Raw genomic sequence first — 25,178 nt, 5'->3', positions numbered from 1 at the left:
GAGATTACAATAGCAAAGTATCTTTATAAATTAGGGAATTGGTCAGCGACACATAAAAAATCAGTGCTTTTTAGTGCTTTAGGAATTTTGATTGTATTAGCAGCGCTAGTTTTGTATCTAAAACCAGCTTTTAATGGGGAACTTACGATTCCGAATACGCCAGCTGATAAAGCGGCTGAATTAATCAAAGAAGAATTTGCAGGTTCTGCTGAACAATCTACCGTAAACATCGTATTTAAAGCACCAGATAACGAAACATTGGAATCAGAAGATGCGCAACGTAATATTACGGATGTACTTAATGAGATAAGTAAAGATTCCAAAGTGGCAAGTGTTTTATCACCGTTAGAATTAAACAATTTAAATGAAGATAAAACAATCGGTTACGCCCAAGTTACGTTTTCAGTAGAAGCAGATAAGGTTTCAGAGAAGTCGAAACAACATATTTTGGATAGCATCAAACTAACAAGGGATGCAGGTATACAAACAGAAATCAGGGGAGGGGATATTGCCTTCTCCGACATGGAGTTTGAAGGAATTTATGAGGTTATTGGAGTAGTAGTTGCCTTTGTAGTATTGGCGATTACTTTTGGTTCATTTATTGCAGCAGGTTTACCAATTTTAATAGCTGTATTAGGTTTAGGAATTAGTTTAATAGGAATTATGATTGGGGCTTATTTTATTGATTTAAACTCTATCTCAATAATTTTGGCAGCAATGTTAGGTTTAGCGGTAGGTATTGATTACTCTCTATTTATTATTACACGATTCAGACAAGAATTAGCAAAAGGTAATACGGTTAACAATTCGATTGCTATAGCCACAGGAACATCTGGAAGTGCTGTAGTATTTGCAGGTCTCACTGTTATTATTGGCTTATTAGGCTTATCTGTAGCTCAAATCCCATTTTTAACGCTTATGGGTGTTTCAGCCGCTATTAGTATACTGACAGCGGTTCTTATTTCTATTATTGTTTTACCAGCAATTTTAGGTATAGTTGGTAACCGATTGTCACCTGCCAAGGAAAATAAGTTTTTGCAAAAGCTTACTGGTAAGAACAAGAGATTAGACGAAGCGAAAGCAAACAAGTGGGGGAGATTAGTTACTACACATCCGATCATTGTATCGCTAGTATCCATTGCATTCCTAGCAATTCTCACAATTCCGTTCTTCCATATGAATTTGGGTCTGCCATCTGATGGGACAGCTAAATCAACGGAAATGACAGAAAGAAGAGCATATGATTTATTAACCGAAGCATATGGAGAAGGATTTAATGCACAGTTGGTCGTCGCCGCAAAAGTAGATGAATTGACAGAGGAAACACAACTAGCTGCTGGTGAAATAGTGCAAGAAATAAGTGATTTAGAAGATGTAAAAGCTGTTTCACCGCCAATACCAGGACCTTCTGGTGAAATCTTCATGATTCAAATCACACCAGAGTCTGGACCGGATGATATAGAGACTAAGGATTTGGTAAATCTTATTCGAGACAAATCTCAAGCAACCGAGAAGGAACATGGTATTGAACTAATGGTAACAGGCAGCACTGCCATGAACATCGATATATCACAGCAATTGAATGATGCTCTGCCTGTATTTGCATCCTTAATTGTCGGTCTTGCATATATACTTTTAGTAATGGTCTTTAGATCACTATTAGTGCCGCTGAAAGCTGTTTTAGGATTCTTGCTTTCTCTAGGAGCAACATTAGGATTTATGGTGTTCATTGTTCAAGACGGTAATTTCATTAATTTCTTTGGTTTCCCAGCACAATCTCCAATACTAGCCTTTTTACCTGTTATTACAATAGGGATATTATTTGGACTAGCAATGGACTATGAAATTTTCTTAGTAAGTAAGATGAGAGAGATTTATATGCATACTGGAGATAGTCGTAAAGCGATCTTATATGGAATGAGAGATAGCGGGGGAGTAGTTACTGCTGCAGCTCTCATCATGATGGCCGTGTTTTTCGGATTTATGATGAATCCAGATGCAATGATTAAATCGATTGGAATGGCATTAGCATTTGGGGTGTTTTTTGATGCGTTTATCGTCAGAATGACAATTGTCCCTGCTGTCATGACTCTTATGGGGAAAACAGCATGGTATATTCCAAAGTGGTTAGATAGAATTCTTCCTAATATTGATGTAGAAGGAGAATCTATACTGCATAAAGAGGAAGCTGAAAAATAAAAGCCTGCTTTGCTGTGCCCTGTATTGTATCAAACAACTTAAAAAGGATTCCCCTTTATTAATAGAATGAAGGGGAATCCTTTTTTATTTGAAACTATAAAAGCAAAAGGTACCTCAATATAGAGGGACCTTTTGCGTGAAGAACGAGCGTTTAAAAATTAGTTTAAACCTTGGCTTTCTTTCCACACCAAAGGTTTATTGTAATGTAAAACCCTTGATAGAAGAGGGATCTGGCACTTTTTTGAAAAGCGCGCCCAAAATTTCTCCCCAATTAGGTGCTTCCCATCGCCTGATTGATAATATCAGTAAGCTGGGCATTACGCTAGCCTTCCACAATCATCTGTGTAGGAAACAAGGATAGAAAAGAAATGTTAAAAAAATTATTAAATGAAACAAAGAAGTAAATTATGAAAAAAATATTTAAACAAATTTCAGCTTTATTAGTTTTAACACTCTTGATTCAATTGGTGTTTCCCTTATCCAGTTTAGCGAATACTACTGATAAGAACGATACTATTTATCAAGAAAATCCAAACACAAATGATTTGCAATATAAGTTGGAAAATCATGAACTTCTTTTAGAAAACAATAATCAAGAATTAATTACTGAAGATACTTTAATCCTACAACCACAAATATGGTCATTCTTATTAAGAGTCCTTATTAAAGACGCTATTGAAGAAAAGATGGGAAAAGAAATAAAAAATGTATCGGAAAAGAAGTAAGTGAGAGAGTTATCCCGCAGATGCAGGAAGCAGCAGTGAAAGCAGAAGCAAAGCATGGTTATGATGGGCTTGTTGGACCCGCAAAATCGGGAAGTATTAATCAAGGAGAGCATATAGTTGAAATGCTTGGAGCAAATGGTAAACCCGTTTTGAGAGGACAGGTGAACATTAATCCCTCAAGAAATACAACAACTTGGTATTGGCATACTGTAGAGGATGGCTTTCAATGGCATTATGGCCAAATTCAACTAAAGCACAGTAGTTTACCAAAATGGGGAACTGATTAAACTAACTAGTTTCATAAGTATTTTTATAGCGAAGATCTTATTTGCGAGAAAATAGTAAGATGGAAGGAATCCCTGAATCAATATGCAAGAATTTGAGAAATCCAATTTTTTATATATACTTCCTTTTGCAAATCTGTAAAATTGATAGGTAGTGAAAGAGATTGTAATTTTTCAGGTAGAATGTGTATCTTATTTCGAATTGATTCATTTTCAATAGATTCTGAATCTATAAAGAATAAGTATCGACCTTCAATTTTTTCTCGGTATACAGAAGAACAGTCTAATGTCTTATATAACCGTGTAGAGAAATTTTCACCATTTATGGTTACATCGAAATGGGCACGGACACCGAACTGACAACGAATGTGTTTTCCTGAAAGTTTATGTAATTCTTTTTCAAATTGAATCAATGGGCTTTCATTCACATAATACGTTTCAGTGTAATAGTGATCGCCTATATCTTTTTTTATGTGGACGTCATATGTGTCATATTTAACTTCCATAATTTTAGCATCTTTTTCTTGAACTCCAATTAATAAATACTCATCAATAAGATGTTGAATAGTTTGATGATCTAAGTCGGTTCCATAGCTTAAAATAGTCAGCTGGTTACGTAATTTGGTTAATAAACTAAACATCTCTTCGTTATTTTTTAAATCCCATCCTATGCGAGGACTATAGATTAAGTAATCACCGAGATTCATTTATCTCACTCCTTGAATTGTATAAAATTCTCATAAATATTATATCACCAAATTACTATAAAATATATTTTTGTTAAATAGTAGAAAAAATACTTTTTTATTTATATAGTTTAATACTAGAGTATCGATATACTTGTTTATTTCATAATTAGCTTATGGTTAATACTTGTACATAGTAAAAAAACAGACAATCCTTATTTGTCATCTGCTGCATTACTTCGAATATTTCGTTCATATCTGTTATGTCTAGTTTTTTTACAGATAACGACCAAGTGTTCTCTGATTATAGTGTTGTGCTAGTTATTAACGATTTCGCTAATTGCGTTCCAAATTGTTCCTTCTGTCTGGAAATTTACTTATTCCACAATCGGGCCAGATTGAGGAGTAAGGTAACATCCATATAAATAATGCAATCCAGATAGCAAAGGATTTCACTTAAATGAACAGCAATGATAGTCAGGAGGGGGTAAAAATGCAACAGGGAAGTGAGAATTTTCAGCTTAAAGATAGTTATTTTGTTGTTATACATCCGAATACATATGTTGTTATAGGGATTTCTATATTATTAATTGTAATTACTTTATTTATATCAAAGAAGATAATTAGGCGTAAGTAGAAAGAGTGATTACATATTTATAGTAATCAATAATCGGGCGCAATTCGGTACTGCACCCCAAAAGTTAGAGTAAAAAACTAACTTTTGGGGTGATTTTTATGACTAAATATAGCGAAGAATTTAAATTGATGGTGGTTCAAGAATATTTAAGTGGCTCTCTAGGATATCGAGCGATAGCGAAGAAATATGGTATAGATGATTCTCCATTAAGGAGATGGGTACGTGCTTATCAAGCGTTTGGGCGTAACGGATTATCCGTTAAGAAAACGAAGCAGTTTTATTCTGTTCAATTTAAATTAGATGTATTAAACTTTATGAAACGAACAGGTGCTTCCTATCAAGATACTGCGATTCACTTTAACTTGAATGATCCAACTTTAGTTGCCAGTTGGTATCATCGGTTTTCAAAAGAAGGGATAGAGGGCCTGCAAAAAAAATCAAAGGGGCACCCGTCTATGTCTAAGAAACAAAAACCAACAGCGAATAACCAAGAAAAAACCATGTCACGTGAGGAGCAGCTAGAACGTGAAAATGAACTGCTTCGTTTAGAGGTGGCCTATTTAAAAAAGTTGAAGGCTTTTCGAGAGAATCCGAATGCCCTCCTCGAAAAGTACAAGCAGCCATCGCCTTCGAACTTAAACAAGAAGGATTTCGATTAAAAGATGTCTTAAAACAAGTGGGTATTCCAGAAGCAACCTATCATTATCAAATGAAACAAATGAAACAAGCAAATTCGAACGAAAAGTGGGAAACATTGATTTTAGAGACCTTTGAAAAGCATGAAGGCCGATATGGCTACCGTCGTATTCATGCGGAATTAAGAGCGCAGGGGTACATAATTAATCATAAAAAAGTACAACGGATTATGAAAAAGCTAGGATTGAAATGTGTAAAATTTGTCCGTAAATCACGCTATAAATCCTACAAAGGAATGGTTGGGAAAGTCGCTAAAAACCTTTTGAATCGTAGATTCAGCACACCGTATGCCCTTCAAAAATTGGTGACTGATGTAACCGAATTTAAATGTACAAATAATGAGAAATTATATTTAAGCCCGATCATGGACTTATATAACGGTGAGATTATTGGGTTTAGTATGTCAAAACGGCCGAGCCTAGATTTTGTGTTAGAGTCACTTAAACAAGCACTTCCAATCATTCAGAAGCGTGCCGCATATCGGACAACGATTCACTCCGATCAAGGATGGCACTATCAACACAATACGTGGGTGAAAACAGTAAGGCAGAACAAGATTTTCCAAAGCATGTCTCGTAAAGCAACATGCGCAGACAATGCGGCCATGGAGAACTTCTTCAGCATACTAAAACAGGAAATGTATTATGGGGAACAATTAATCTCTTACGCAGCATTACAAAAGAAAATAGAAAAGTATATCAATTATTATAATAACGATCGTATTAAACAAAAACTGGCCGGCATGAGTCCGGTAAATTACCGAATACACGCCAGCCAATTAGCTGCATAATAAAAACTCTAACTTTAAGGGGTCACTACCTTCTTTAATAAAGAATGCGTCATTTTTCATTAAAGAGCCAGATCGTGGAATAACAACTTTTTATGAAAGATTACCAAACGACGGTTTGGTAACCTAACTAAATAAAAAACCACCCATATGTATAATATTGTAAATGAAACTGGTAGAATATTGAATTAAATGCACTTATCAATAATTTATTGGTAGACGTATAAAGGAGACAATCATGAATAATCATTCCAGCATCATAAAAATTAAAAATATGAATGAATATAAGATACCTGAGCAGATTAAAGAGTCATTAAAAGACGTGTACTGGCGTATTCCATCCAACCATTATGTCGATTTAGTAGCCGAAATGGAACACCGAACAATAAAAAGCATTGGACTAAGTTGGGACAATCTCACTCACCCTTTTGCTAAATATATTCACGTATCTAGTAAGGCTACAAGGGAGATGTTGAAGGAAATGCTTGTTCTGCAAGCTCCGCAAGATAGAGTCGTTTTTTCATGCTGGGAAAATGAATCAGAAAAACTAAAGCTTTTGCAGCAGTTTCCATTCCAACTTTTCCGAAAAACATATATGGAGAAATATGAGGTTAGCACTTTATTAGAAAAACTAAATGACATAACGGTACCTCAAACATTACTGTCACTCAAACAAGTGTTAACACAACCTTCTTTAGAGGAACAATTATTTAAGCTTTTAAAATATAGCTATGAACAAACACATTTACATAACCCTGCAAAAATAGAGGATTGGCACATTTGGAGAGAAAGCTTATTAAATGATAATCCTGATTTACAATTGAGTTATATTGCTGTTGAAAACAACCAAGTTACCGCTTATATATTCATCCATCCAGTTGATGGAGAACGATTTGAAATTGGTTGGGTCGGTCAACAAGGTAATACGAACTTATTACCGATTTTAAAGAAACAGCTTATTGGGTTACAAAATAAAGGCATTAAGAGCGTAGAATTCGAAGTGGATACTACGGACTATAACGCTTGGCAATTTGCAGATTTATTAGATTTAAATTCAAAAATTAGTTGGCACTCTTATATTTTAAAATAAACAATTTATTTCGAATGTTACCAAACACCGCTTTGGTAGCTTTGCTACTTATGTTATATTTTCATATAGAATATTTTAAGTTTGGTGTGAAACTGTTATGAAAAAATTATTATTATTAATCGCATTATCTGTATTAATAGCAGCCATTGAATTTGGCAAAAGTTTCGGAGTTATTGTTTTACCCATTTCGGCGAGTCTAATTTTATTAATTGGGAGTATTACTGTTTGGAGAAATACTTTTTGGACTTATGTAGAAAAGAAATATACAGTGTTGTTTTTAAGTGTTGTATCACTTTATACCATTGGAACAATTTTTAATGTTTTATTGTACAACTAATATTTTTAAATTCATACAAGTCTATACAAAATAACGTTCCCAAATGAAACTTAGGGAATCAAAGCCTCATTCAACTAAATGGAGCTTCGGCTGCTTTTTATTCTTTTATATCTGCATATAGATAACTAAAGAGGTACATTAACCAATGAAAAAATTTAACTTCTTCGTAATTTTGGATGTCATTTTCTTAATCATTTTCCTAACATCATTTAATTGGCAATATGAACACTTGTTTATGACTAAAATTACTATAATAATCTTTGTACTAATTCACTTGTTATTTGAAATAAAGAAGGAATACATTTCGATAAATAAAACTATATTTATTATTTTTAGTGCCATTATTTTAATTACACTAATGATTAGCATCATTGTTGATAATTCTTCACTAAATAATGCAATGAACAATGGAATGTATCTTCTTTTTGGATATATTTTTGTGCTTATTGTCCGTATGTATCAAGACTTGTACACCGAAAATTAATAAGCTAGCCTTTTATTTAGTGTCTAGTATTAGAATATTTCTTATACAAATACTTACAAAATAACGTTCCCAAACAAAAGTTTGGGTAGACGCAAGAGGCTAATAAACGTTGTAAAACAAACGTTTATTGGCTTTTTCTTTGGATATTGTTTATACAGCTTTTTATGCAAAGGTATATAAAGATAGTGACAATAAGACTTTTCAAGATTTTGCAGAAAAAGTTGCTGGAATGTTATCCGAATAAAAACCTGTATATAGAGATGTTTTAGATCTTTATTTTTTTAATCCTATACTTCAATTGCTGGGGATTTAGATGAAACAATACTCAACAATCAAGCGCTTTTCTTGAATAAGAAAAGTGCTTTATCAATGCAGTAAAAAATGGGTAAATTAATCTTGAAAAACTAAAAATGGATTACTTCCTATTCTTTTAACTATTGGCAATCCTCTCTTACTTGAAACTATAAAAGTAAAAGGTACCCCCAAGATAGAGGTACCTTTTTCTCCGGAAATCTTACATCTGCCCGTGTATAGATTCCTCAAATGCTCCCCAAAATTCTCCCCAAAAAGAATAATTCTGAATAGATTCATAAGGAGAACAAATGTTAATGTTTATTTTAGAAAACCTTGATATAACAAGGTTTTAGAGATAAACTAACTTCCTATAAAAATTAATTTAAACCTTGGCTTTCTTTCCACTCCAAGAATTCATCATAAGTCAATTGCTTATCAAGGATTGTACCGTCTTCACGGATTTCAATGACGCGGTTTGCGATCGTTTGAATGAACTGATGGTCATGCGATGTGAATAACATTGCACCTTTGTAACGGATTAAGCCTTCGTTCAGCGCCTGGATTGATTCAAGGTCCAAGTGGTTTGTTGGCTCATCTAAAATCAATACATTTGAGTTGGAAAGCATCATCTTTGAAAGCATACAGCGTACCTTCTCACCACCGGATAATACAGCTGGTGATTTTTTCACTTCTTCACCAGAAAACAGCATACGGCCTAAGAATCCACGAAGGAAGCTTTCTGTTTCGTCTTCAGGTGAGTACTGACGAAGCCATTCTACTAATGTCTTTTCAGAGCCGGTGAAGTATTGCTCATGATCGTTTTCAAAATAGCTTTGAGATGTTGTTACACCCCATTTGATTGAACCCGCCTCTGCTTCGCGACGCTCCATCAGGATGTCGAATAGAGCAGTTTTTGCTAATGGCGATCCTAGGAATACAATTTTGTCTTCCTTGTTCATTGTAAAACGGATGTCCTTGAACAATGTTTCTCCATCAAGAGAAGCAGATAAGCCATCCACTGTCAGCACGTCGTTCCCGATTTCACGACCGATTTGGAAGTTGATGAACGGGTATTTACGGCTGGAAGGGCGAATATCATCCAGCTCAATTTTTTCAAGCATTTTCTTACGGCTTGTCGCTTGTTTCGATTTAGAAGCATTGGCAGAGAAGCGCGCAACGAATGCTTGTAATTCTTTAATTTTTTCTTCTTTTTTCTTATTTTGATCTTGTGCCATTTTCAATGCAAGTTGGCTTGATTCATACCAGAAATCATAGTTACCAACGTAAAGCTGGATCTTTCCGAAATCAAGATCCGCAATGTGTGTACAAACTTTGTTTAAGAAGTGACGGTCATGGGATACGACAATAACTGTATTCTCAAAGTTGATTAAAAACTCTTCAAGCCATTGGATTGCCTTTAAGTCAAGGTGGTTGGTAGGCTCATCAAGTAATAGAACATCTGGTTTGCCAAATAATGCTTGTGCAAGCAATACTTTGACTTTATCGGAACCTTCCAAGTCTTTCATCAGCATGTAATGGTATTCATCGCCGATACCTAGACCGTTTAAAAGAGTAGCAGCTTCTGATTCAGCTTCCCACCCGTTCAGCTCTGCAAATTCTCCTTCTAACTCAGCAGCACGCATGCCGTCCTCATCAGAAAAGTCTTCTTTCATATAAATTGCATCTTTTTCATTTTTCACTTCATACAGGCGTTTGTTACCCATAATGACTGTATCCAGTACACTGAACTCATCGTATTCAAAGTGATTTTGGCGAAGCACAGATAAGCGCTCGTCTTTACCCATTGATACGTGACCTTCCTGGGCTTCGATATCACCTGAAAGGATTTTTAAGAATGTTGATTTACCGGCACCATTCGCACCGATCAGGCCGTAACAGTTGCCTGGGTTGAATTTGATGTTTACATCTTCAAATAATTTACGGTCGCCATAGCGAAGACCTACACCACTAACTTGAATCATTTGTAGTTCCTCCTTGTTTTATCTACTAATTGCTTTAAACGTTTTCTGTTTAGTCCACAATGTTTCCATTATAATACGAAATCGGCTCAAAGTTGAAGCTATATATGCTTTTTGAAGGGATTTTTCTCAATGTACCCCAATTTGTACCCCAAATTGGCCGTTTTGCTGTCATTCAAAAGAAGTATTGGTTATTTCCTCAATGACATCCAAGGCCTTTTTATCATGAGCATCAATTGGATGAACATAAACTTTCACCACAGTTTCTACAGTATCACCCAATAATTTTGCTACGGTAGAAGGGGCAACATTATTTGATATTAAAATAGAGGCATAGGTATGCCGTAACATATGTCCTGTTAAGTTTGACAGTTTGTATTTTTTCCTTAAATCCCTAAAGGTACTATTTATATAATGAGGACTTACTCTTTGTCCTTTAAAAGTAATGAAATAGTACGAATCTGTTTCGATTTTAAAGTCATACCTATTCATTGTAGCCTTAAACCAATTATTATACTCGACTAGTATATCATACAAATTTTGAGGTATCTTTAAAGTTCGGTAACTATTTTTCGACTTGGGACGGCCGGATTTATTTTTATAATAGTTTCTTGTTTCATCAATCCTAATTGTACGATCTTCCAAGTTAATATCTGTATAACGAAGAGCAAGTACCTCACCGCCACGAACACCCAGAAGTATGAGCATATATAAAATGGTTTTTCTTGTTATATTTTCTTTCTCAATACATTCCATAAAATATTTTAATTCATCTAATTGCAGGGTAGTGCGCTTTTTAGGGATACTTACTCTGCTGAAATCTAACTTTGTAAAAGGAGGCTTATTTATCATTCCTTCATTTAAAGCATCATTAAGTACAGTAACTAGCAGGGTAGCAGCTCTTTTGATCGTATTCTGGGCATAGCCTTCATTATTCATTGCGTCCACCAGTTTAGACTGCACAAGTAAACGTGTCAGTTTTGGCAAAGCGGTATTACCTAATATTGCCAATTCCATTTGAACCTGAAATTAGGGTTAATCTAGAACCGATATGTATATTATCTAAATTGTTGAATTTTCTAAACTTTTTTATATTTATAGTTTTGAGCATTTAGAACCCCTCTTTATATTTTTATGTATATACTTTTATATTGAAATAGACTGGGAATAGAGAATAAAAACAAGGTTAGTTGTATGGTAAATGTTTTAACAAGTTCTCTCCATTAAATCTATCAACTTAATAGTCATATTTTATTTATGTAAATATAACTGGACAAAAAATGTGAACAATCAACATTTATGTTTTGTATTCATATTCAGGACATACCTCTACGGCAAGTCCTGAAAATTGTATCAAATCGTTTTTAATATTCTTTCTCATTCTTCGCAGATTTTTATCTTTTGATTAAGCAGCTATTTAAACCACTTTTGCAAAGTAGGGTTATTGGTAAATACTTTGAATTCTGCATTATAGATAATCATTAGAAATTTAAAAACAGTTAGTGATTGCAAAATATCATTTTCAGATTTCCTGTCGTCGACTCATATCTAGAAGAACAACGTTAGAGAGACAAGGGACTTACTTATCCTTCAATTATTATCTTTCACAAGCAATCCCGACTTTGTCGCGATCCTTTGAATCATTCGCTTTATATAGATCGGCTGATACGGTAGGGGAATCTTTTGTTTTACCACCTTTATTTCTTACCTTCGAATCTTTTGCCACGCCACCTATATAATCTTTGTTTAACTCTGTGCAGTTTTTGTAGGCTTTCGTAGCAGCTTCCGTTTGTGTAGGAACATTAACTAACTGTACCGTTGGTTTATATAACTTCCACTATAAATTTAATAACTAATTTTTAGTTAATAAAATCCTTCTAAATTAAATTATCCATAATAGTTAAAATGTTACAAGTGTGGTGCGAAAAAATAAGAGCCTGCTATTTAGCATGTTCCTATTTCTTCTCATATTTAGTAATTCAAAAATAGTGCGTAGTTTTTGAATAGCGAGTCTTTTTTTTATAGAACTAGCTCTCTATTTTTCACAAGCAACCGCGTCGCCATCTCGATCATGCTTTTTTGAATAGGCAGGGTGACCAACTTCCACACCGTTTGGATAGTATTTTCGCATTTCATTACAGTTTTTGAAACTAGTAGGAGCTCCTTGAATAACCTCACTAGCTAAAGCTGGACTGTTATCAGTATTACTTGAGCCAGGCTTACTTGTTGATTCATTATTTGTATTTGGAATAGCAACCCCAGTTTCTACATAACGGATTGCGCGTGCGATAAATACAGAAATGTGAGCTCGTGTTAAATTTGCATGTGGTTTAAATGTGCCATCTCCATAGCCAGTTGTTATTTTGGCAGCAGCTAAACGTCCCACAAATTCTGACCCTGTATCTGTTGGTTTCACATCTTTAAAGGCAGTATTACCAGTAGGTAAGTCAAATGCTCTTCCTAAAAATGCTACCATTTGTCCCCTTGTTACCTTATTACCTGGCTTAAATGTGCCGTTACCATATCCTTTGATAATGCCAGCTTCCGCAGCTGATTGAATATAGCCGCTGTTAATATGACTAGCTGGTATATCTTTAAAATCTGTTGCACGTTGTGTGCCATCTAAATTTAAAGCCTTTGCAACCATGACAGCAACTTCTTCACGAGTAACGATATCTGTAACACCATAATTACTACTATCATCAATAATACCTCGTTCTAGTAAGAACATAATATCACTGTAATTCTGATGCGAAGCTGGGACATCCGTATAGTCTGCATCTGTAATCAGGGGTTGTCCTGATAAAGCTAAGATTACTGTAAATGCTCCTGCTAAAAATTGTTTTTTCATTAATAAAATCCTCCTAAAATATAATTTAATTAGTAGTTGAAAAGACATGGTTATAGTGTAATAAAGAATCTGCTTTGGACCATGTTCTTTTTTATTATGTAATTTTTATGGATGTAGAAGTATATTACTCCGGAATAACCAGTGTTTATTTACAATATAAAATATATATCGTCTATATATAAAGTTTTTCTAGTAGAATCTATGACGATTATATGTTTAAGATAATTCCTCTCTACAAAAGTGTTTCAAGTTGACTAATTCAACTGGCACACCTCGTAAAGAGGCAAGCTCATATATATTATTTACTTCTGCAAAATCTTTATCCGGTATTAGTAATTCTGCAGCAAATAGATTGGCTTCGCGTTCGATTTTACTTAGCGATAAAAATGTATTCTTCCGCATAAATAACTACTCTGACCGGGTGATGGTCAGCATACAAGACAGCATTAAACGGGTGATTCGAGTTGATACATTGAGTATCCTTTTTATCGCTAATCATACGGATGTGCAACTTAAAATCAATGAGTTGGCCGGTGCAAATCAACTTGCTGAATTGGATGCTGTGTTTGAAATATTGACCAATTGAATGTCAAGGCAGCCGCTTCCGTTCGTGAAGTGGAGATGGAGCTGTTGTTCGAAGATCTGCTGGCAATGAACCGGGAGCACGCAATTGATATGGCGCTTGATACAGGGGATGTAGAGGCATTTAATAAGCTGTTGGAGGTACAAATATGATTTCTAACTTCAGAGGTGGGCTATAATGATTCAATTTACAGTACCTGGGCCAGTACAAGCACAGGAACGCCCGTGGTTTAGCAGAGTAGGAAAGGGCGTCCGAACACACGACGCCCCTAAATCGAAATCATATAAAGAGTTGGTCAAGTTAGTAGCATGGGATAACAAGCCGAAGGAGCCTATTTCCGGGGCAATAAAGCTAACGATGGATTGTTTATCTAGTCCCACCAAAAAACCTTCATACAAAGCCAAAACAGGCGCTTATAGCGAGTGGAGAGTTAAGGCCAACGAAAAAGCCGGACTGTGACAACTTGGTAAAGGGCATCAAAGACGGCTGCAGCAAGATCATCTGGAATGATGATGCACAGATTGTTGAGTTGATTGTACGGAAATTCTACGGCATGCAGCTAACGGCAGAGGTGATGACAGGATGATGAAAGGACGACACTTCCTCTTCACGTCTGAGGCGAATGATGATGTGCGTCTCGATTTCCCGGCCAGTACGATTAATAAGCTGCTGGAGCTTTGGAACAAGGGTTACGACCATGAGTATATTTGCAACAAGCTTCGGATTAAACCGATTGAGATGGCGCTGATCGTGATAGATTTGGAATATGCTGATAAGCTGCCGAAGAGAAAGAATGGATTTTTAGGCAGCAAGAGTATCGGAGCATAAGAAACAAATTGCGTAGTACAGGTGGTGAGAAAATGGAATATGAACAATGCCCGAAGTGTATGAACAAAAATTTAAAAATATATGAACAGTTAGCAAAGAGTAGAATTGTTTCAGCTCGTACCGGAAAGGTATTAGTAAAGAAAAAATTTTTAGAAATAACATGTTGGAATTATCTATGTAAATGCGGTTGACATAGCGAGATAACTACCCCATAATCCGAGAATGATAATTAGCTTATGAAAGGAGCTATTAAATTAATTTAGACCATTTAACATTTTAAAAAACAAGGGGGTTTTACAAATGAGAGTCTACTTATTTTCTATAAATTTAATAGGTGGCAAACAAAAAGGGATAGTTTTTGTTGAGGAAGAATGGGAAGTGACAAGTAATTTAGGAGCCTATTATGGTTCGACTGAAGAAGAGTTATTAGCAAATGGATTGGAGTACAAAGAAATCAAAGATTTGAGTGAACTTCAGCCTTTAACAAGAAATCCTGACATGCTCACAATCTTTAAAAATACATTGACTAAATCAGCAAAGAGTAGGAAGGGAGGAAGTTGTATAATACATATTTTTGATCATTTTTTGTAATAACCATCATGATTAAAGGTCTATTGATCAAAAAAATATCATTTTACCCTTGTGTTCAACTCAACCTCCTGTAAATAAGCGTTTTTTATGCTTATTCTATTTTTAAGGAAAGGGAGGATTATGTATTGGAAGAGGGAATCTCAACTGAATTTATTAGGAGCATGTTTTCTACTACAACAACATGAAAAAGGAAAAGTGGAGATTCATGAACAGACTTTAAAAGAAGCTCAGAAATTAGTTTTATTGGCACAAGCAGAGTTTATTGCTATGAAAGAACAGATTAAAAATAAATAAACACAAAAAAAAGCCCAGTGCACTGACCTAAATAAATGAGACAATTTAAAAACACCTTACGTTGAAAACGGGTATTGAATACCAGGAAATCAATGTGGAGGTGTTTTTTATGGGTACAAGAGTAAGTTATCCGGCTGAAGTTAAAATGAAAGCAATCGAAATGAGACTAGCAGGCATTTCGGTTAAACAGGTAATGGAGGAATTGAATATCAAAAATAAAACACAATTAATGACTTGGATGAAATGGTACAAAAACGGAGAAATGCATCGTTTCCATCAACCAGTAGGTAAGCAATATACCTTCGGTAAAGGGCCAGAATATGATTCAGAAGAAGCGCGACTACAAGTTGAGAACCGCTATTTGAAACAACAAATCGAAGTATTAAAAAAGTACAAGGAATTGGAGAGGAAGTGGTTGGACAAGTAGCGGTAGAATTAGTGGAATCATTAAAGGGTTCCCTTAGTATAAAGTTGATTTGTAAGCACCTTGGTATTGCTAGATCTACGTATTACAGATGGAAAAGAGAATCTAACGATCCTCGTAGTAAGAGGAGTATTGAACAGCGAATTGGCGTACTGTGTAAACAGCACAAGTACCGGTATGGCTATCGTAAAATAACAGCCTTATTACGAAAAGAAAAGTTAATAAACCATAAAGTCGTTCAGCGAGTAATGCAAAAATATAATTGGCGGTGCCATGTGAAAATAAAGAAACGTAAAAGAACAGGCCAACCTTGCTATGTAGCAGCAAATATATTGAATAGAAACTTCAAAGTTACAAAGCCCCTACAAAAGCTCGTTACGGATATTACTTACTTACCTTTCGGCGGTAAGCCATTATATCTTTCAAGTATCATCGACTTATTTAATGGCGAAGTCATTGCTTATTCAATAGGAGAAAAACAGGATACTACTTTTGTTTTAGATACTTTATCACAATTAAAGGATATACCTGATGGCTGCGTTCTCTACAGTGATCAAGGTTTAGTTTATACCTCATACGATTATCAACAAGCAGTAAAAGCAAAAGGCATTACCATGAGCATGTCCCGTAAGGGAACGCCGGCTGATAATGCCTCTATCGAATCGTTTCATGCCTCTCTAAAGTCAGAAACGTTCTATCTTGACGGTTGTACCAGAACGACAACGGCCATTGTCATCCAAACCGTTCAAGAATATATTAACTATTATAACAATACTGGAATTCAAACAAAACTAAACAACCAGTCACCGATAAAATATCGACAACTGGCTGGATAGCTGTTTTAGGTGTTTTGATCCCTGTCTTAAAAACGGGGGTCAGTTCCTTTTTCTCAGTAGGGTCTTTTTCTTGGTTTCAAAAGAGTAAGCAATCGTTCTTTTTGTTACCCCAATTTTAATTTTGTATCATCCGGATGGACATAATCTAATTCTCTTTTTATTGATAGTAAAATGGGGGATAGGTTTGCCCAGTTAAATATAGAAATTTATTTTTTGCCTAAAAATGTGAAGGTACTTTTTATATAATTAGCAATTCTTTTTGTATGCGAGAAGTTATGAAAGAATATTCGGATTTAGAATCATGCCTATCCATTATAGGGTTAAACCAGAGGCAAAACGCAACTACTATATCTAATAAGTGTTGACTTACCTTTTTTGTTTAATAACTATTTTCTACTAGAAAAGGCTTTTCGGCATGGTGACTTCCAGCAGTACGAAATAATATGCAGAAACCCTTAAAGGCGGAATGAATGTTCGAATGAAGTATAAGGTAATTGGGCAGAGGAAAGTAGTTAACGTAATAAATACTGATCACTTGTGTTAATTCTCTACGTCTGTTTTACTGCTGCGCAGCAATAGTACGATGAATAAAAAGCATGTTATACATAAGGAATAGAAAGAGTTTTCTAGCAAACTCAAATGATCATTTTTGAAATAGTCCCTAATCGTTAAGAAAGAAAATAGTATCGCAAAGAAAACGATAAAAAAGTATTTGCCGAATGTCGTCAATTAAAGCACCTCAATATGTATTTTATAGAAATGATAACATAAAAAGGATTTTATACTTAATGAATAATAAATAAAAATGAAAAGTAAAGTTAAATATTGAGCCTTAAAGGGTTTCTTTCTATATAGGAATTAAATAATATTAGCAGTCTTAACGCTCTTGCTGCTTTGAAAAAGTAAAAAACTATTACCAATGGAACAAAATTGTTCAGTATAGTTTCAGCTTGATTTCCAATACTAATTCTGTTTCAAAATACATTATTTAAGGAAGGAGGATTTAATGGTGAAATTTCTTACACTGGGTGTAATTGGAGCAGCAGTATGGGGTGTTGCTAAAGGGTTGCAGAATGGTACTCTTCAACAATTCACTAAAAATATTTCAGGCAAATTAAATATGCAGAATGCGGAGCAAATGATGCAGCCGCTGCAGCAAATGTCACAGCCATTCCAGCAGATGAATGAATCTTCACAACCGATACCGCAGCACAACCAGCAAATAAATCAATCTTTAAAGTAAATAAATTTCTCCTATAAATTGAAGCAGTATAGTACCTGATATATCCATTAAAATAGCAATATTATGACTCTTTTCCCTATAGACCTGTGTTTTGGTCTATAGGTTTTTACAGCAATATAAAAGCTCAACTGCTATGGGCTTTGAGACAAACTATGAGAAGCGCAAATTTTATAAAATACATAATAAAGTAATGATACTGTCATTTTTATGGAGGAAAGCAAGGTGTCCTAAATACATTTTAAGTAGTTAAGGGGAAAGTAAGTTTCAAAAAACATCGAGTAATTGAGTGGCTGTTATATTTTTATGAACATAAGAAATCTTCATATACATTCAGTCACCAACAGCTAATAAATATGTTGTTTTCATTCCATACACGCCCCTTATATAGTTTCTATATATGTACTTTCGGGCAAGGATGCAGCGAGTTTCAAAAATATGATATAAAAAGTCGCTGCGCATTGGCTGTGTTCCACTACCTTTTATATTTTGCTTCGCACAATTTCGTTACTATAAAGAGGAACGTTATTGTGACATGGTAACTAAAAGTAGAATACAGCTACTATTGTCAATATTATAAAGACTCTCCCATCCTGGGAGAGTCCTATTTATCTTAGTCATATATAATACGAAGAGCTTGAATATCTTGACAGTCTACGACGAAAATTGAGCCAGACGCTGCTTCTGGATCAGCAAAGAATGCACAACAATCATCCCGTTCGAAGAAGAGAAACACTAAGCCTTCTATGACCTGACCACCTTTTAAGAAAATATCAACTTCTGTTCTCCTCGGTAATTGTCTTAATCTATCACAAATACAACCTTTACAGTTGTTTTTACATGAACGGCTGCAATGTTGATCCCACTCTTCACCCCAAGGCTGATTAAACTTCATAGCTAAACCTCCTCGGTTATTTACTTTTTTGTAAGACGGGCCTTACATCATTAATATATGAACTAATAGCAAAATGAGGCGTGTGATATACCTAAGATAGAAACAAATTTCTTTTTACTATAGGAAAATATGTAAAACAAATACGGTTCGGTAATTGATTTATTACTATACTTATGTTGTGAAAGAAGGCTATAAAAATTAGAGGTTATTTGTTAAGCAATAGTTAAAGGCAACGAGGTTCAGACGAAATAATTCACTCCTTTTATGGTCCTTCATCATTATTAATTAAGAATTTTTTAGTAAAGGATTTGTGAAATAAAGGAAGTGAACGGGTGAAAGAAAGATGCAAGTTTTAGAAGAAAAAACTTCCTAAATAAACGAAAGAATAAATGATCTTCTACCTAACAAGTTTAAATCACGCTAAACGGGAAAAATTAAAATATGGAGGTGATTATTTTGGCAGAAGAAAAGCGAACTAAAAACGAATTGACTGAACAATATACATCGAATCTAAACCCTGATGATTTAGATGTACGTGACGAAAATGATATGACACAAGAACAAAAACAGAACTCTCCTGAAGCAAAACAGCACGATGATAAAAGTAGATCATCGAACAATAAAAACAAATAATTAAGTATGCATTTTACATCGCCACAATCTTGGGATTGTGGTTTTACTTTTAGACATAAGAAAAGCCTCCAAATAACTGGAGGCTTCAGCCTGTTGACAAACGTTTTCATCCAGCGTTGCTTGCCTCGCTCGTCTGCTCCTGCCGCTTTGCTTTCGTCGCAAATAAAGAGCCATTCGCTCATGAACTTAGGTTCTATTCGCGTCTTCGTTCGGCGGTGCGCCTTGTCTGGCAAACGTTTTCAAGACAGGCTGGCTAAAACTTTACTTTAAAAAACAGCTGAAAAAACGTGAAGATAAAGTCAACAAGTGACTTTGTCTTCACTCTGAAGCCTCCAAATAACTGGAGGCTTTTTATTAATCCTTGTTACCGCATATAACTAATCGATATAGCAGGCTGCACAGCCATTTGTACTTGCTGGGTGTGCGGGCGGGGAGGGAGCTTTGTTTCTATGAACAGTGTTGAATAATAAGCATCTCCAATTGTAACGAAATAGACTAAAAATAATAACTTTTTCAGTCAATGATCCAAAATAACTTCTTTTCTCCTTCTTGCAAACAAATTCAGTGAAGCTTCACCAACATTGCAATTCTAATTATATATACGTGTAATTCTCTAAATGGTTTCATATTTTTCATTATAGTTTAAACAACCCATTAGTTTAGAATATCCGCTAAACAAATGAGCGGATTGAAAGAATGATACTTTAGCTTATCGATAGCTCTTTACTAGAGAATTCTGCTTGGACTTTATTGAAATGTAAAGGCTCGTACTCCTTGGACATATATAAAGAAAATTCGTACATCTTATGGTAAGTAAGTTGTAGGTTAGCGAAAAATATGTTTTACTTGCATAGGAAATAATTGAGCGAATAGGGGTTAATTATGCAGCGAGTGAAAGGTTGGCAGTTAGGAGCCGCCATTGCGGCAATTTTCTTTGTGTCACTGAATTTACGGCCATCCATAACAAGTATTGGACCGCTTTTGAATACGATTTCGAGTGATTTGAACATTACTAATACACAGGTAAGTCTCCTTACCTCCATACCGGTATTTTGTATGGGCTTGTTTGCACCACTTACCGTACCGGTGTTGAGAAAGCTTGGCTATAGATGGGCTGTTAATTTATTGATCATAGTAATTGGTATTTCAACTGCCTTAAGAATTATGTTCGGCAGTTATGCGGCTCTAATTATAACGAGCTTTGTGGCAGGACTGGCTATTGCTATTATTAGCCCGATGATTAATGCTTTCATTAAAGAACGTTTCCCGCAAAAGCTGGAACCTGTCATCGGCGTATATTCATTGGCGATGGGTGCAGGAGCCACCCTAAGTGCAGGCTTTACAGGTATCTTCTTTGAAAAGTACGGCTCCTGGCAGATTGCATTAGGATTGTGGGGACTCCTTTCTATACCCGCTTTGATTTTATGGACAATAGCTTCAGGAAAACAAGAGCAGCTAGCAGTGCGGCAATTGCAGAGCACAGAGGTGCGAAATCCGTGGAAGACAAAGCGTGCCTGGTTTATCTTACTATTCTTTGGCTTGCAGACTTCTTCCTTTTTCAGTTTGACGACATGGCTCTCACCAGTTGCACAGGAGCAGGGGTTCTCGCTTGTAACAGCAGCTTCAGTGCTGACTGTAATGTCCATCGTACAAATAATCGGCAATATTATTATACCGATATTGGTTAACAGACTCCCGGACAGGATCAAGTGGTTATATGGCCTTCTTTTAATCGGTACGATTGGCGGGGGCATTATGCTGATTGATGCTGACTGGGCAATGTGGACAGGTGCTGTTCTATTTGGCCTGTCATTATCTGGACTATTCCCGATTGGGTTAATGCTGCCGCTTGATGAGGCAAAAAATAATGAAGAAGCAAGTTCCTGGAGCTCGATGGTATTGTCCGGCGGTTTTATGATGAGTGCCATTGTACCGCTTCTCATTGGAGCTGCTTATGATATGACGGGAACACATATTGTATCGAAATGGATTTTCATTGCATTGTTTTTATTGATGTTTCTTGCCGTATATATGGTCCAGGTCAATAAACGTCATGTATAATAGAAAGCAGTTCGGGAAACCGGACTGTTTTTTTTCGGAGAAGGTTTAGCCCATGTGGAGGAGAATATGAAACGAATAATTAGCTTATGTTTACTGTTACTGGTGGGCTGCTCCGACAGCGGCTTTGAATCGGTGAGCCAATCGCTGCCAGAAAGCGAGCCCGTAGAGCAGGAGACAATGAAACCAAATGTCAAAGTCTATAGTGTTGGAGGAAGTACGGATGGTACCGTTTTTCATGCGGATGGGCGTGATAAATGGATTGTAACAGAGGCTGCTGTGTTCCGAGATCATCCTGTTGCATTGATCGAAACGAGTGAGGGGCAGCAGGTAGAGGCGGAGCTGCAGGCATTTGATATAGAAAAAAATATAGCAATTGTACATATGCGTAATAGTGCAAATGTGAAAGCTGCGGAGCAGGAGAATCAGCAGGTGCTTGAAGTAATGCTGGAAGCAGATAAGCTGACAGCACGTGAAAGGTATAGGCTGCATGATGCATTTAAAGATACCGAAGTACCACAGAAATACGATTTAAAAGTGCTGGAGGAGTACGATAAACCGACCTTCACTTACAATCCGGATGCTATTGAATATTTCATCTATACTTTTAATGAAGTATTTAATCAATATGTTGAAAACGGTGATTTCTCGTTGATAGATCGCTATATTTTATCGGATTTATTAAAGGAGGCGCTGCAAAAAGAAGAAGCGCGGATTGTAATAGAAGATATGAAAGTAACTGAACTCGGACAGTCCGGTTTTGAATGGTATGTAAAAGGGGAGACAAATACATTTTCTGTGACTTATAAAATAAATCGTGTAAACGAAAAGTACTATTTGTCATATATGCACATAGATAAATAATTTTATTATGTAAACAAGAAGTAATTAAGGAGGGATTGGATTGCTGCAAAAAGCAATTGATGCATTACAACAATATTTCGGCTACTCGTCGTTTCGTGAAGGCCAGCAACAGGCAATCGCCTCTGTGCTGGCAGGGGACGATACGCTTGTCATCATGCCAACAGGAGGAGGAAAATCCCTCTGTTATCAAGTACCAGCACTGACATTGCCGGGGACAACACTCGTCATTTCTCCACTGATCTCGCTTATGAAAGATCAGGTTGACATGCTCCAGGCAGCAGGGATTAATGCCGCCTTTATTAATAGTTCTTTAAGCTATGAGGAAGCAGAGGATGTCTTGTACCAGGCGAGAATGGGCCAATTAAAATTGCTGTATATTGCACCGGAACGGCTGGAAAACGAGGCGTTCTGCATGACACTTGCCCATTTGCAAGTGCCGCTTATTGCTATTGATGAGGCTCATTGTATTTCTCAATGGGGACATGACTTCAGGCCAAGCTATAGAATTGTCAACCGAATCAAAGATTTATGGGCGCTCCCGCCGACGATTGTTGCATTGACGGCTACTGCTACGCCACATGTAAGAGAGGATATTTGTAACTTATTAGACATTTCAGATGATCATACATTCATTACTGGCTTTAGTCGTCCGAACTTAACGTTCTCCGTGCTGCGTGGGGAAAATCGCGATCAATATATTATGAAATATGTAGGGAATAATAAACAGGATGCAGGCATTATCTATTGTGCAACGCGTAAAGCGGTAGAGCATATCTCTTCATTATTAGCGAAGAAGGGGATAAAGGCAGGAAAATATCATGGTGGCTTAGCGGATGAAGAAAGGACAGAGATGCAGCAAAAGTTTTTAGAGGATGAGCTGACTGTCATGGTGGCAACAAATGCCTTTGGAATGGGGATCAATAAGACGAATGTGCGCTTTGTCATTCACTATCAGATGCCGCGTAATATGGAGAGCTACTATCAGGAAGCAGGACGCGCTGGACGTGACGGCCTGCCAAGTGACTGTATTTTGCTGTATTCTTCAAGTGACGAACAAACGCAGCGTTTTTTGATTGATCAAGCACAGGATCGTTCACGGATTCCGTTAGAGCTGACAAAACTACAAGAGATGATTGATTACTGCCATACCGAAGATTGCTTGCAAAATTATATTACAAGCTATTTTGGGGAAGAAACGACTGAGTTATGCGGGAAGTGCAATCGCTGTATCGATGAACGGCCACAAGTTGATATGACAGTGGAGGCCCAAAAGGTATTGTCATGTGTTGTTCGGATGGGTCAAAAGTTCGGTAAGGTACTCATCAGCCAGGTGCTGGCGGGCTCAAACAATAAAAAAGTGCAGGAATTCGGCTTCAATAAACTTCCTACATACGGTATTTTGAAGGAAATGAATGCAAAGGAAATTGCTCATTTTATTGAATTTTGTATTGCAGAAAAATTGCTGGCAGTTAGTAATGGGCAATTTCCAACAATTTTAATGACCGAGCAGGGAAAAGAAGTGCTCATGGGTAATCGGAAAGTATTGCGTCGGAGTGCTCCGCTTGTAAAAGCGATATCGGATGAGGATCCGCTGTTTGAGCATCTGCGTAACATACGAAAAGAAATTTCAGCAGCTGAAGGGGTACCTCCTTACGTTGTCTTTTCGGATAAGACATTAAAGGAGCTAAGTGCAAAAAAACCGACAACATCCGAAGACTTTTTAGAAATTAACGGCGTAGGGGCAAACAAGCTCGAAAAATACGGTGATGCATTTATAGAAGCCATCTCGCAGTGGAAACTGGAGAAAAGCAATAAGTAAGAAACATGCCTCCTTTCCTTGCAAAGGAGAAGTCAGAGTAAAGACAAAGTCGTTTTACGACTTTGTCTTTACGTTTTTTCAGATAGATTTTTAAAATAAAGGTTTAACCAGCCTGTCTTTAAAACGCTTGCCAGACAAGGGATACCGACGAGCGAGGCAAGCAACGATGAATGAAAGCGTTTGTCAACAGGCTGAAGCCTCCTTTCAAAGGGGGCTTTTCTATGTTTGCCGGTGAATATAAACATAGAAAAGCGTGTTAAAACCCTTGCATATGAAAATTTACATACTTAACGTACTTTTTATTTAAAAAAAGATCTGGGGATGATGTGCTGCTTGGCATAATATTAGGAATCCAGGATTTTAAGAAAAACATTATCTTTTCTCTGATTGCTTGCTTGTAAATATAATTTTATTATGTAAACTGAAGTAATGATAAAGAACTGCCCGCATGCGGGCAGTTCTTTTATTTCCAATGATCTTGTAAAAATTCATCACGTCCGGATTTTTCTCGGTCTTCCTTATAGTGGCCAGGTTCTTTCTTATAATAGTCTTGATGGTAGTCCTCGGCAATGTAAAACGTTTCTGCAGCACGGATTTCTGTCACAATAGGCTTTTTGAATCTGCCGCTTGCAGCAAGGTCAACCTTCGATTTTTCAGCTTTTACACGCTGATCTTCGCTATGAACAAAAATGGCCGTCTTGTAAGATTCGCCGCGGTCATGGAACTGCCCGCCATCATCTGTTGGATCAATCTGCATCCAATAAATTTCTAATAATTGCTCATAGCTGAAAATTGAGGAATCAAATTCAATTTGAACAACCTCCAAGTGACCTGATGTTCCTTTTTTTACGTCTTCATACGTAGGATTTTCTATGTGACCGCCCATATAGCCGCTCGTTACCTTATGTATGCCTTCCCACTGATCAAACGGCTTCACCATGCACCAAAAACAGCCGCCAGCAAATGTTGCTTTTTCCATAATAGACACCTCCTAAAAAATATCATAATTGTAGCATGCCGATACGTTTATATACAAAGAATTGGATTAGCAAATTAATCGGCAA

General features: G+C 36.2%; 26 protein-coding genes and 2 pseudogenes. 20 read left to right on the top strand and 8 right to left on the bottom strand.

Annotated features, from left to right (window positions below):
• Window positions 1–9: 9 nt before the first annotated feature.
• The 4 genes from AA0Y26_RS12245 (at window position 10) to AA0Y26_RS12230 (ending at window position 3,211) form a co-directional block, all read left to right on the top strand.
• Complete coding sequence (locus AA0Y26_RS12245; RefSeq protein ID WP_413368187.1) at window positions 10–2,199, top strand: MMPL family transporter; 2,190 nt, start codon at window positions 10–12, stop codon at window positions 2,197–2,199.
• A 136-nt stretch (window positions 2,200–2,335) separates the two neighbouring features.
• Window positions 2,336–2,560, top strand: a complete 225-nt coding sequence (locus AA0Y26_RS12240; protein WP_413362020.1) for a hypothetical protein — start codon at window positions 2,336–2,338, stop codon at window positions 2,558–2,560.
• A gap of 46 nt (window positions 2,561–2,606) precedes the next feature.
• On the top strand, window positions 2,607–2,924 hold the full coding sequence (locus AA0Y26_RS12235; protein ID WP_413362018.1) for a hypothetical protein: 318 nt from the start codon (window positions 2,607–2,609) through the stop codon (window positions 2,922–2,924).
• Window positions 2,909–3,211, top strand: coding sequence for a hypothetical protein (locus tag AA0Y26_RS12230; RefSeq protein ID WP_413368185.1), 303 nt, complete (start codon window positions 2,909–2,911; stop codon window positions 3,209–3,211). The genes AA0Y26_RS12235 and AA0Y26_RS12230 overlap by 16 nt, the downstream gene beginning before the upstream one ends.
• A 77-nt stretch (window positions 3,212–3,288) precedes the next feature.
• Here the strand turns inward: AA0Y26_RS12230 and AA0Y26_RS12225 are convergent, their stop codons facing one another.
• A complete protein-coding gene (locus AA0Y26_RS12225) occupies window positions 3,289–3,915 on the bottom strand; it encodes a hypothetical protein (RefSeq protein WP_413362016.1) in 627 nt (208 codons plus the stop codon).
• 714 nt (window positions 3,916–4,629) lie between these two features.
• On the opposite strand from AA0Y26_RS12225, the gene AA0Y26_RS12220 reads away from it, so the two are divergent.
• The 4 genes and pseudogenes from AA0Y26_RS12220 to AA0Y26_RS12205 all read left to right on the top strand — a co-directional run bounded on the left by AA0Y26_RS12220 (window position 4,630) and on the right by AA0Y26_RS12205 (window position 7,441).
• Window positions 4,630–5,190, top strand: a complete 561-nt coding sequence (locus AA0Y26_RS12220; protein ID WP_413362014.1) for a transposase — start codon at window positions 4,630–4,632, stop codon at window positions 5,188–5,190.
• Window positions 5,151–6,017, top strand: a pseudogene (locus AA0Y26_RS12215) (IS3 family transposase); the annotation flags it as partial. The gene AA0Y26_RS12220 and the pseudogene AA0Y26_RS12215, both read left to right, overlap by 40 nt.
• A gap of 235 nt (window positions 6,018–6,252) precedes the next feature.
• A complete protein-coding gene (locus AA0Y26_RS12210) occupies window positions 6,253–7,104 on the top strand; it encodes a hypothetical protein (protein WP_413362012.1) in 852 nt (283 codons plus the stop codon).
• 97 nt (window positions 7,105–7,201) lie between these two features.
• Window positions 7,202–7,441, top strand: a complete 240-nt coding sequence (locus tag AA0Y26_RS12205) for a hypothetical protein (RefSeq protein WP_413362010.1) — start codon at window positions 7,202–7,204, stop codon at window positions 7,439–7,441.
• Window positions 7,442–8,596: 1,155 nt separating this feature from the next.
• Here the strand turns inward: AA0Y26_RS12205 and AA0Y26_RS12200 are convergent.
• The 5 genes and pseudogenes from AA0Y26_RS12200 to AA0Y26_RS12180 form a co-directional block, all read right to left on the bottom strand.
• Window positions 8,597–10,201, bottom strand: coding sequence for an ABC-F family ATP-binding cassette domain-containing protein (locus tag AA0Y26_RS12200; RefSeq protein WP_413362008.1), 1,605 nt, complete (start codon window positions 10,199–10,201; stop codon window positions 8,597–8,599).
• 168 nt (window positions 10,202–10,369) lie between these two features.
• Window positions 10,370–11,215 (bottom strand): tyrosine-type recombinase/integrase, encoded by an 846-nt coding sequence (locus AA0Y26_RS12195; RefSeq protein WP_413362006.1) that lies wholly within the window; start codon window positions 11,213–11,215, stop codon window positions 10,370–10,372.
• Window positions 11,216–11,795: 580 nt separating this feature from the next.
• Window positions 11,796–11,972 (bottom strand): annotated as a pseudogene (locus tag AA0Y26_RS12190) (excalibur calcium-binding domain-containing protein); the annotation flags it as partial.
• A gap of 261 nt (window positions 11,973–12,233) precedes the next feature.
• Window positions 12,234–13,049 (bottom strand): S-layer homology domain-containing protein, encoded by an 816-nt coding sequence (locus AA0Y26_RS12185; RefSeq protein WP_413362004.1) that lies wholly within the window; start codon window positions 13,047–13,049, stop codon window positions 12,234–12,236.
• A gap of 216 nt (window positions 13,050–13,265) precedes the next feature.
• Window positions 13,266–13,451, bottom strand: coding sequence for an ImmA/IrrE family metallo-endopeptidase (locus AA0Y26_RS12180; RefSeq protein ID WP_413362002.1), 186 nt, complete (start codon window positions 13,449–13,451; stop codon window positions 13,266–13,268).
• Window positions 13,452–13,631: 180 nt separating this feature from the next.
• Here AA0Y26_RS12180 and AA0Y26_RS12175 point away from each other — a divergent pair, with 180 nt between their 5' ends.
• From AA0Y26_RS12175 to AA0Y26_RS12140, 8 genes are all read left to right on the top strand, one after another.
• Complete coding sequence (locus tag AA0Y26_RS12175) at window positions 13,632–13,784, top strand: hypothetical protein (protein WP_413362000.1); 153 nt, start codon at window positions 13,632–13,634, stop codon at window positions 13,782–13,784.
• Between the two features lie 25 nt (window positions 13,785–13,809).
• Entirely contained in the window at window positions 13,810–14,091 is a 282-nt protein-coding gene (locus tag AA0Y26_RS12170) for a RusA family crossover junction endodeoxyribonuclease (protein WP_413361998.1), read from the top strand.
• A 4-nt stretch (window positions 14,092–14,095) separates the two neighbouring features.
• Window positions 14,096–14,218 carry a RusA family crossover junction endodeoxyribonuclease gene (locus AA0Y26_RS12165; RefSeq protein ID WP_413361996.1) on the top strand — a complete coding sequence of 41 codons (123 nt, stop codon included), beginning with the start codon at window positions 14,096–14,098 and terminating at the stop codon, window positions 14,216–14,218.
• Window positions 14,215–14,460: a hypothetical protein gene (locus tag AA0Y26_RS12160; RefSeq protein WP_413361994.1), complete on the top strand. Its 246-nt coding sequence runs from the start codon at window positions 14,215–14,217 to the stop codon at window positions 14,458–14,460. Before AA0Y26_RS12165 ends, AA0Y26_RS12160 begins: the two co-directional genes overlap by 4 nt.
• Before the next feature lie 300 nt (window positions 14,461–14,760).
• Window positions 14,761–15,051: a hypothetical protein gene (locus AA0Y26_RS12155; protein WP_413361992.1), complete on the top strand. Its 291-nt coding sequence runs from the start codon at window positions 14,761–14,763 to the stop codon at window positions 15,049–15,051.
• Window positions 15,052–15,171: 120 nt separating this feature from the next.
• Window positions 15,172–15,345, top strand: a complete 174-nt coding sequence (locus AA0Y26_RS12150) for a hypothetical protein (RefSeq protein ID WP_413361990.1) — start codon at window positions 15,172–15,174, stop codon at window positions 15,343–15,345.
• A 109-nt stretch (window positions 15,346–15,454) separates the two neighbouring features.
• Window positions 15,455–16,605 (top strand): IS3 family transposase gene (locus AA0Y26_RS12145; RefSeq protein WP_413361988.1). Its coding sequence is split into 2 segments (ribosomal slippage): window positions 15,455–15,728 and window positions 15,728–16,605, totalling 1,152 coding nucleotides; the frame shifts between segments, so codons are not numbered across the junction.
• Window positions 16,606–17,611: 1,006 nt separating this feature from the next.
• The gene (locus AA0Y26_RS12140; RefSeq protein ID WP_413361986.1) at window positions 17,612–17,848 is read left to right on the top strand and encodes a hypothetical protein; all 237 of its coding nucleotides are present in this window, start codon (window positions 17,612–17,614) and stop codon (window positions 17,846–17,848) included.
• 610 nt (window positions 17,849–18,458) lie between these two features.
• Here AA0Y26_RS12140 and AA0Y26_RS12135 read toward each other — a convergent pair.
• Window positions 18,459–18,740 (bottom strand): hydrolase, encoded by a 282-nt coding sequence (locus AA0Y26_RS12135; protein ID WP_413361985.1) that lies wholly within the window; start codon window positions 18,738–18,740, stop codon window positions 18,459–18,461.
• 456 nt (window positions 18,741–19,196) lie between these two features.
• Here AA0Y26_RS12135 and AA0Y26_RS12130 point away from each other — a divergent pair, with 456 nt between their 5' ends.
• The 4 genes from AA0Y26_RS12130 to recQ all read left to right on the top strand — a co-directional run bounded on the left by AA0Y26_RS12130 (window position 19,197) and on the right by recQ (window position 24,114).
• Window positions 19,197–19,373: a hypothetical protein gene (locus AA0Y26_RS12130; protein ID WP_413361983.1), complete on the top strand. Its 177-nt coding sequence runs from the start codon at window positions 19,197–19,199 to the stop codon at window positions 19,371–19,373.
• A gap of 882 nt (window positions 19,374–20,255) precedes the next feature.
• Window positions 20,256–21,434 carry a CynX/NimT family MFS transporter gene (locus AA0Y26_RS12125; RefSeq protein ID WP_413361981.1) on the top strand — a complete coding sequence of 393 codons (1,179 nt, stop codon included), beginning with the start codon at window positions 20,256–20,258 and terminating at the stop codon, window positions 21,432–21,434.
• 66 nt (window positions 21,435–21,500) lie between these two features.
• Complete coding sequence (locus AA0Y26_RS12120) at window positions 21,501–22,295, top strand: hypothetical protein (RefSeq protein WP_413361979.1); 795 nt, start codon at window positions 21,501–21,503, stop codon at window positions 22,293–22,295.
• A gap of 40 nt (window positions 22,296–22,335) precedes the next feature.
• Window positions 22,336–24,114, top strand: coding sequence for a DNA helicase RecQ (recQ, locus tag AA0Y26_RS12115; protein WP_413361977.1), 1,779 nt, complete (start codon window positions 22,336–22,338; stop codon window positions 24,112–24,114).
• A gap of 463 nt (window positions 24,115–24,577) precedes the next feature.
• Here recQ and msrA read toward each other — a convergent pair whose 3' ends face one another.
• Entirely contained in the window at window positions 24,578–25,093 is a 516-nt protein-coding gene (gene msrA / locus AA0Y26_RS12110) for a peptide-methionine (S)-S-oxide reductase MsrA (protein ID WP_413361975.1), read from the bottom strand.
• Window positions 25,094–25,178 lie beyond the last annotated feature (85 nt).

The organism is Lysinibacillus canaveralius, assembly GCF_047301505.1.
Lineage (GTDB): Bacteria > Bacillota > Bacilli > Bacillales_A > Planococcaceae > Lysinibacillus_B.
Note: the sequence above shows the minus strand (reverse complement) of the source record. Positions and strands in the feature narration are given on the sequence as shown.

Coding starts and splice junctions, on each gene's coding strand:
- AA0Y26_RS12220 (WP_413362014.1), top strand. CDS start 4,630: ATGACTAAATATAGCGAAGAATTTAAATTGATGGTGGTTCAAGAATAT.
- AA0Y26_RS12185 (WP_413362004.1), bottom strand. CDS start 13,049: ATGAAAAAACAATTTTTAGCAGGAGCATTTACAGTAATCTTAGCTTTA.
- AA0Y26_RS12210 (WP_413362012.1), top strand. CDS start 6,253: ATGAATAATCATTCCAGCATCATAAAAATTAAAAATATGAATGAATAT.
- AA0Y26_RS12150 (WP_413361990.1), top strand. CDS start 15,172: ATGTATTGGAAGAGGGAATCTCAACTGAATTTATTAGGAGCATGTTTT.
- AA0Y26_RS12155 (WP_413361992.1), top strand. CDS start 14,761: ATGAGAGTCTACTTATTTTCTATAAATTTAATAGGTGGCAAACAAAAA.
- AA0Y26_RS12140 (WP_413361986.1), top strand. CDS start 17,612: ATGGTGAAATTTCTTACACTGGGTGTAATTGGAGCAGCAGTATGGGGT.
- AA0Y26_RS12160 (WP_413361994.1), top strand. CDS start 14,215: ATGATGAAAGGACGACACTTCCTCTTCACGTCTGAGGCGAATGATGAT.
- AA0Y26_RS12135 (WP_413361985.1), bottom strand. CDS start 18,740: ATGAAGTTTAATCAGCCTTGGGGTGAAGAGTGGGATCAACATTGCAGC.
- msrA (WP_413361975.1), bottom strand. CDS start 25,093: ATGGAAAAAGCAACATTTGCTGGCGGCTGTTTTTGGTGCATGGTGAAG.
- AA0Y26_RS12200 (WP_413362008.1), bottom strand. CDS start 10,201: ATGATTCAAGTTAGTGGTGTAGGTCTTCGCTATGGCGACCGTAAATTA.
- AA0Y26_RS12225 (WP_413362016.1), bottom strand. CDS start 3,915: ATGAATCTCGGTGATTACTTAATCTATAGTCCTCGCATAGGATGGGAT.
- AA0Y26_RS12205 (WP_413362010.1), top strand. CDS start 7,202: ATGAAAAAATTATTATTATTAATCGCATTATCTGTATTAATAGCAGCC.
- AA0Y26_RS12120 (WP_413361979.1), top strand. CDS start 21,501: ATGAAACGAATAATTAGCTTATGTTTACTGTTACTGGTGGGCTGCTCC.
- AA0Y26_RS12235 (WP_413362018.1), top strand. CDS start 2,607: ATGAAAAAAATATTTAAACAAATTTCAGCTTTATTAGTTTTAACACTC.
- AA0Y26_RS12125 (WP_413361981.1), top strand. CDS start 20,256: ATGCAGCGAGTGAAAGGTTGGCAGTTAGGAGCCGCCATTGCGGCAATT.
- AA0Y26_RS12180 (WP_413362002.1), bottom strand. CDS start 13,451: ATGCGGAAGAATACATTTTTATCGCTAAGTAAAATCGAACGCGAAGCC.
- AA0Y26_RS12195 (WP_413362006.1), bottom strand. CDS start 11,215: ATGGAATTGGCAATATTAGGTAATACCGCTTTGCCAAAACTGACACGT.
- AA0Y26_RS12170 (WP_413361998.1), top strand. CDS start 13,810: ATGATTCAATTTACAGTACCTGGGCCAGTACAAGCACAGGAACGCCCG.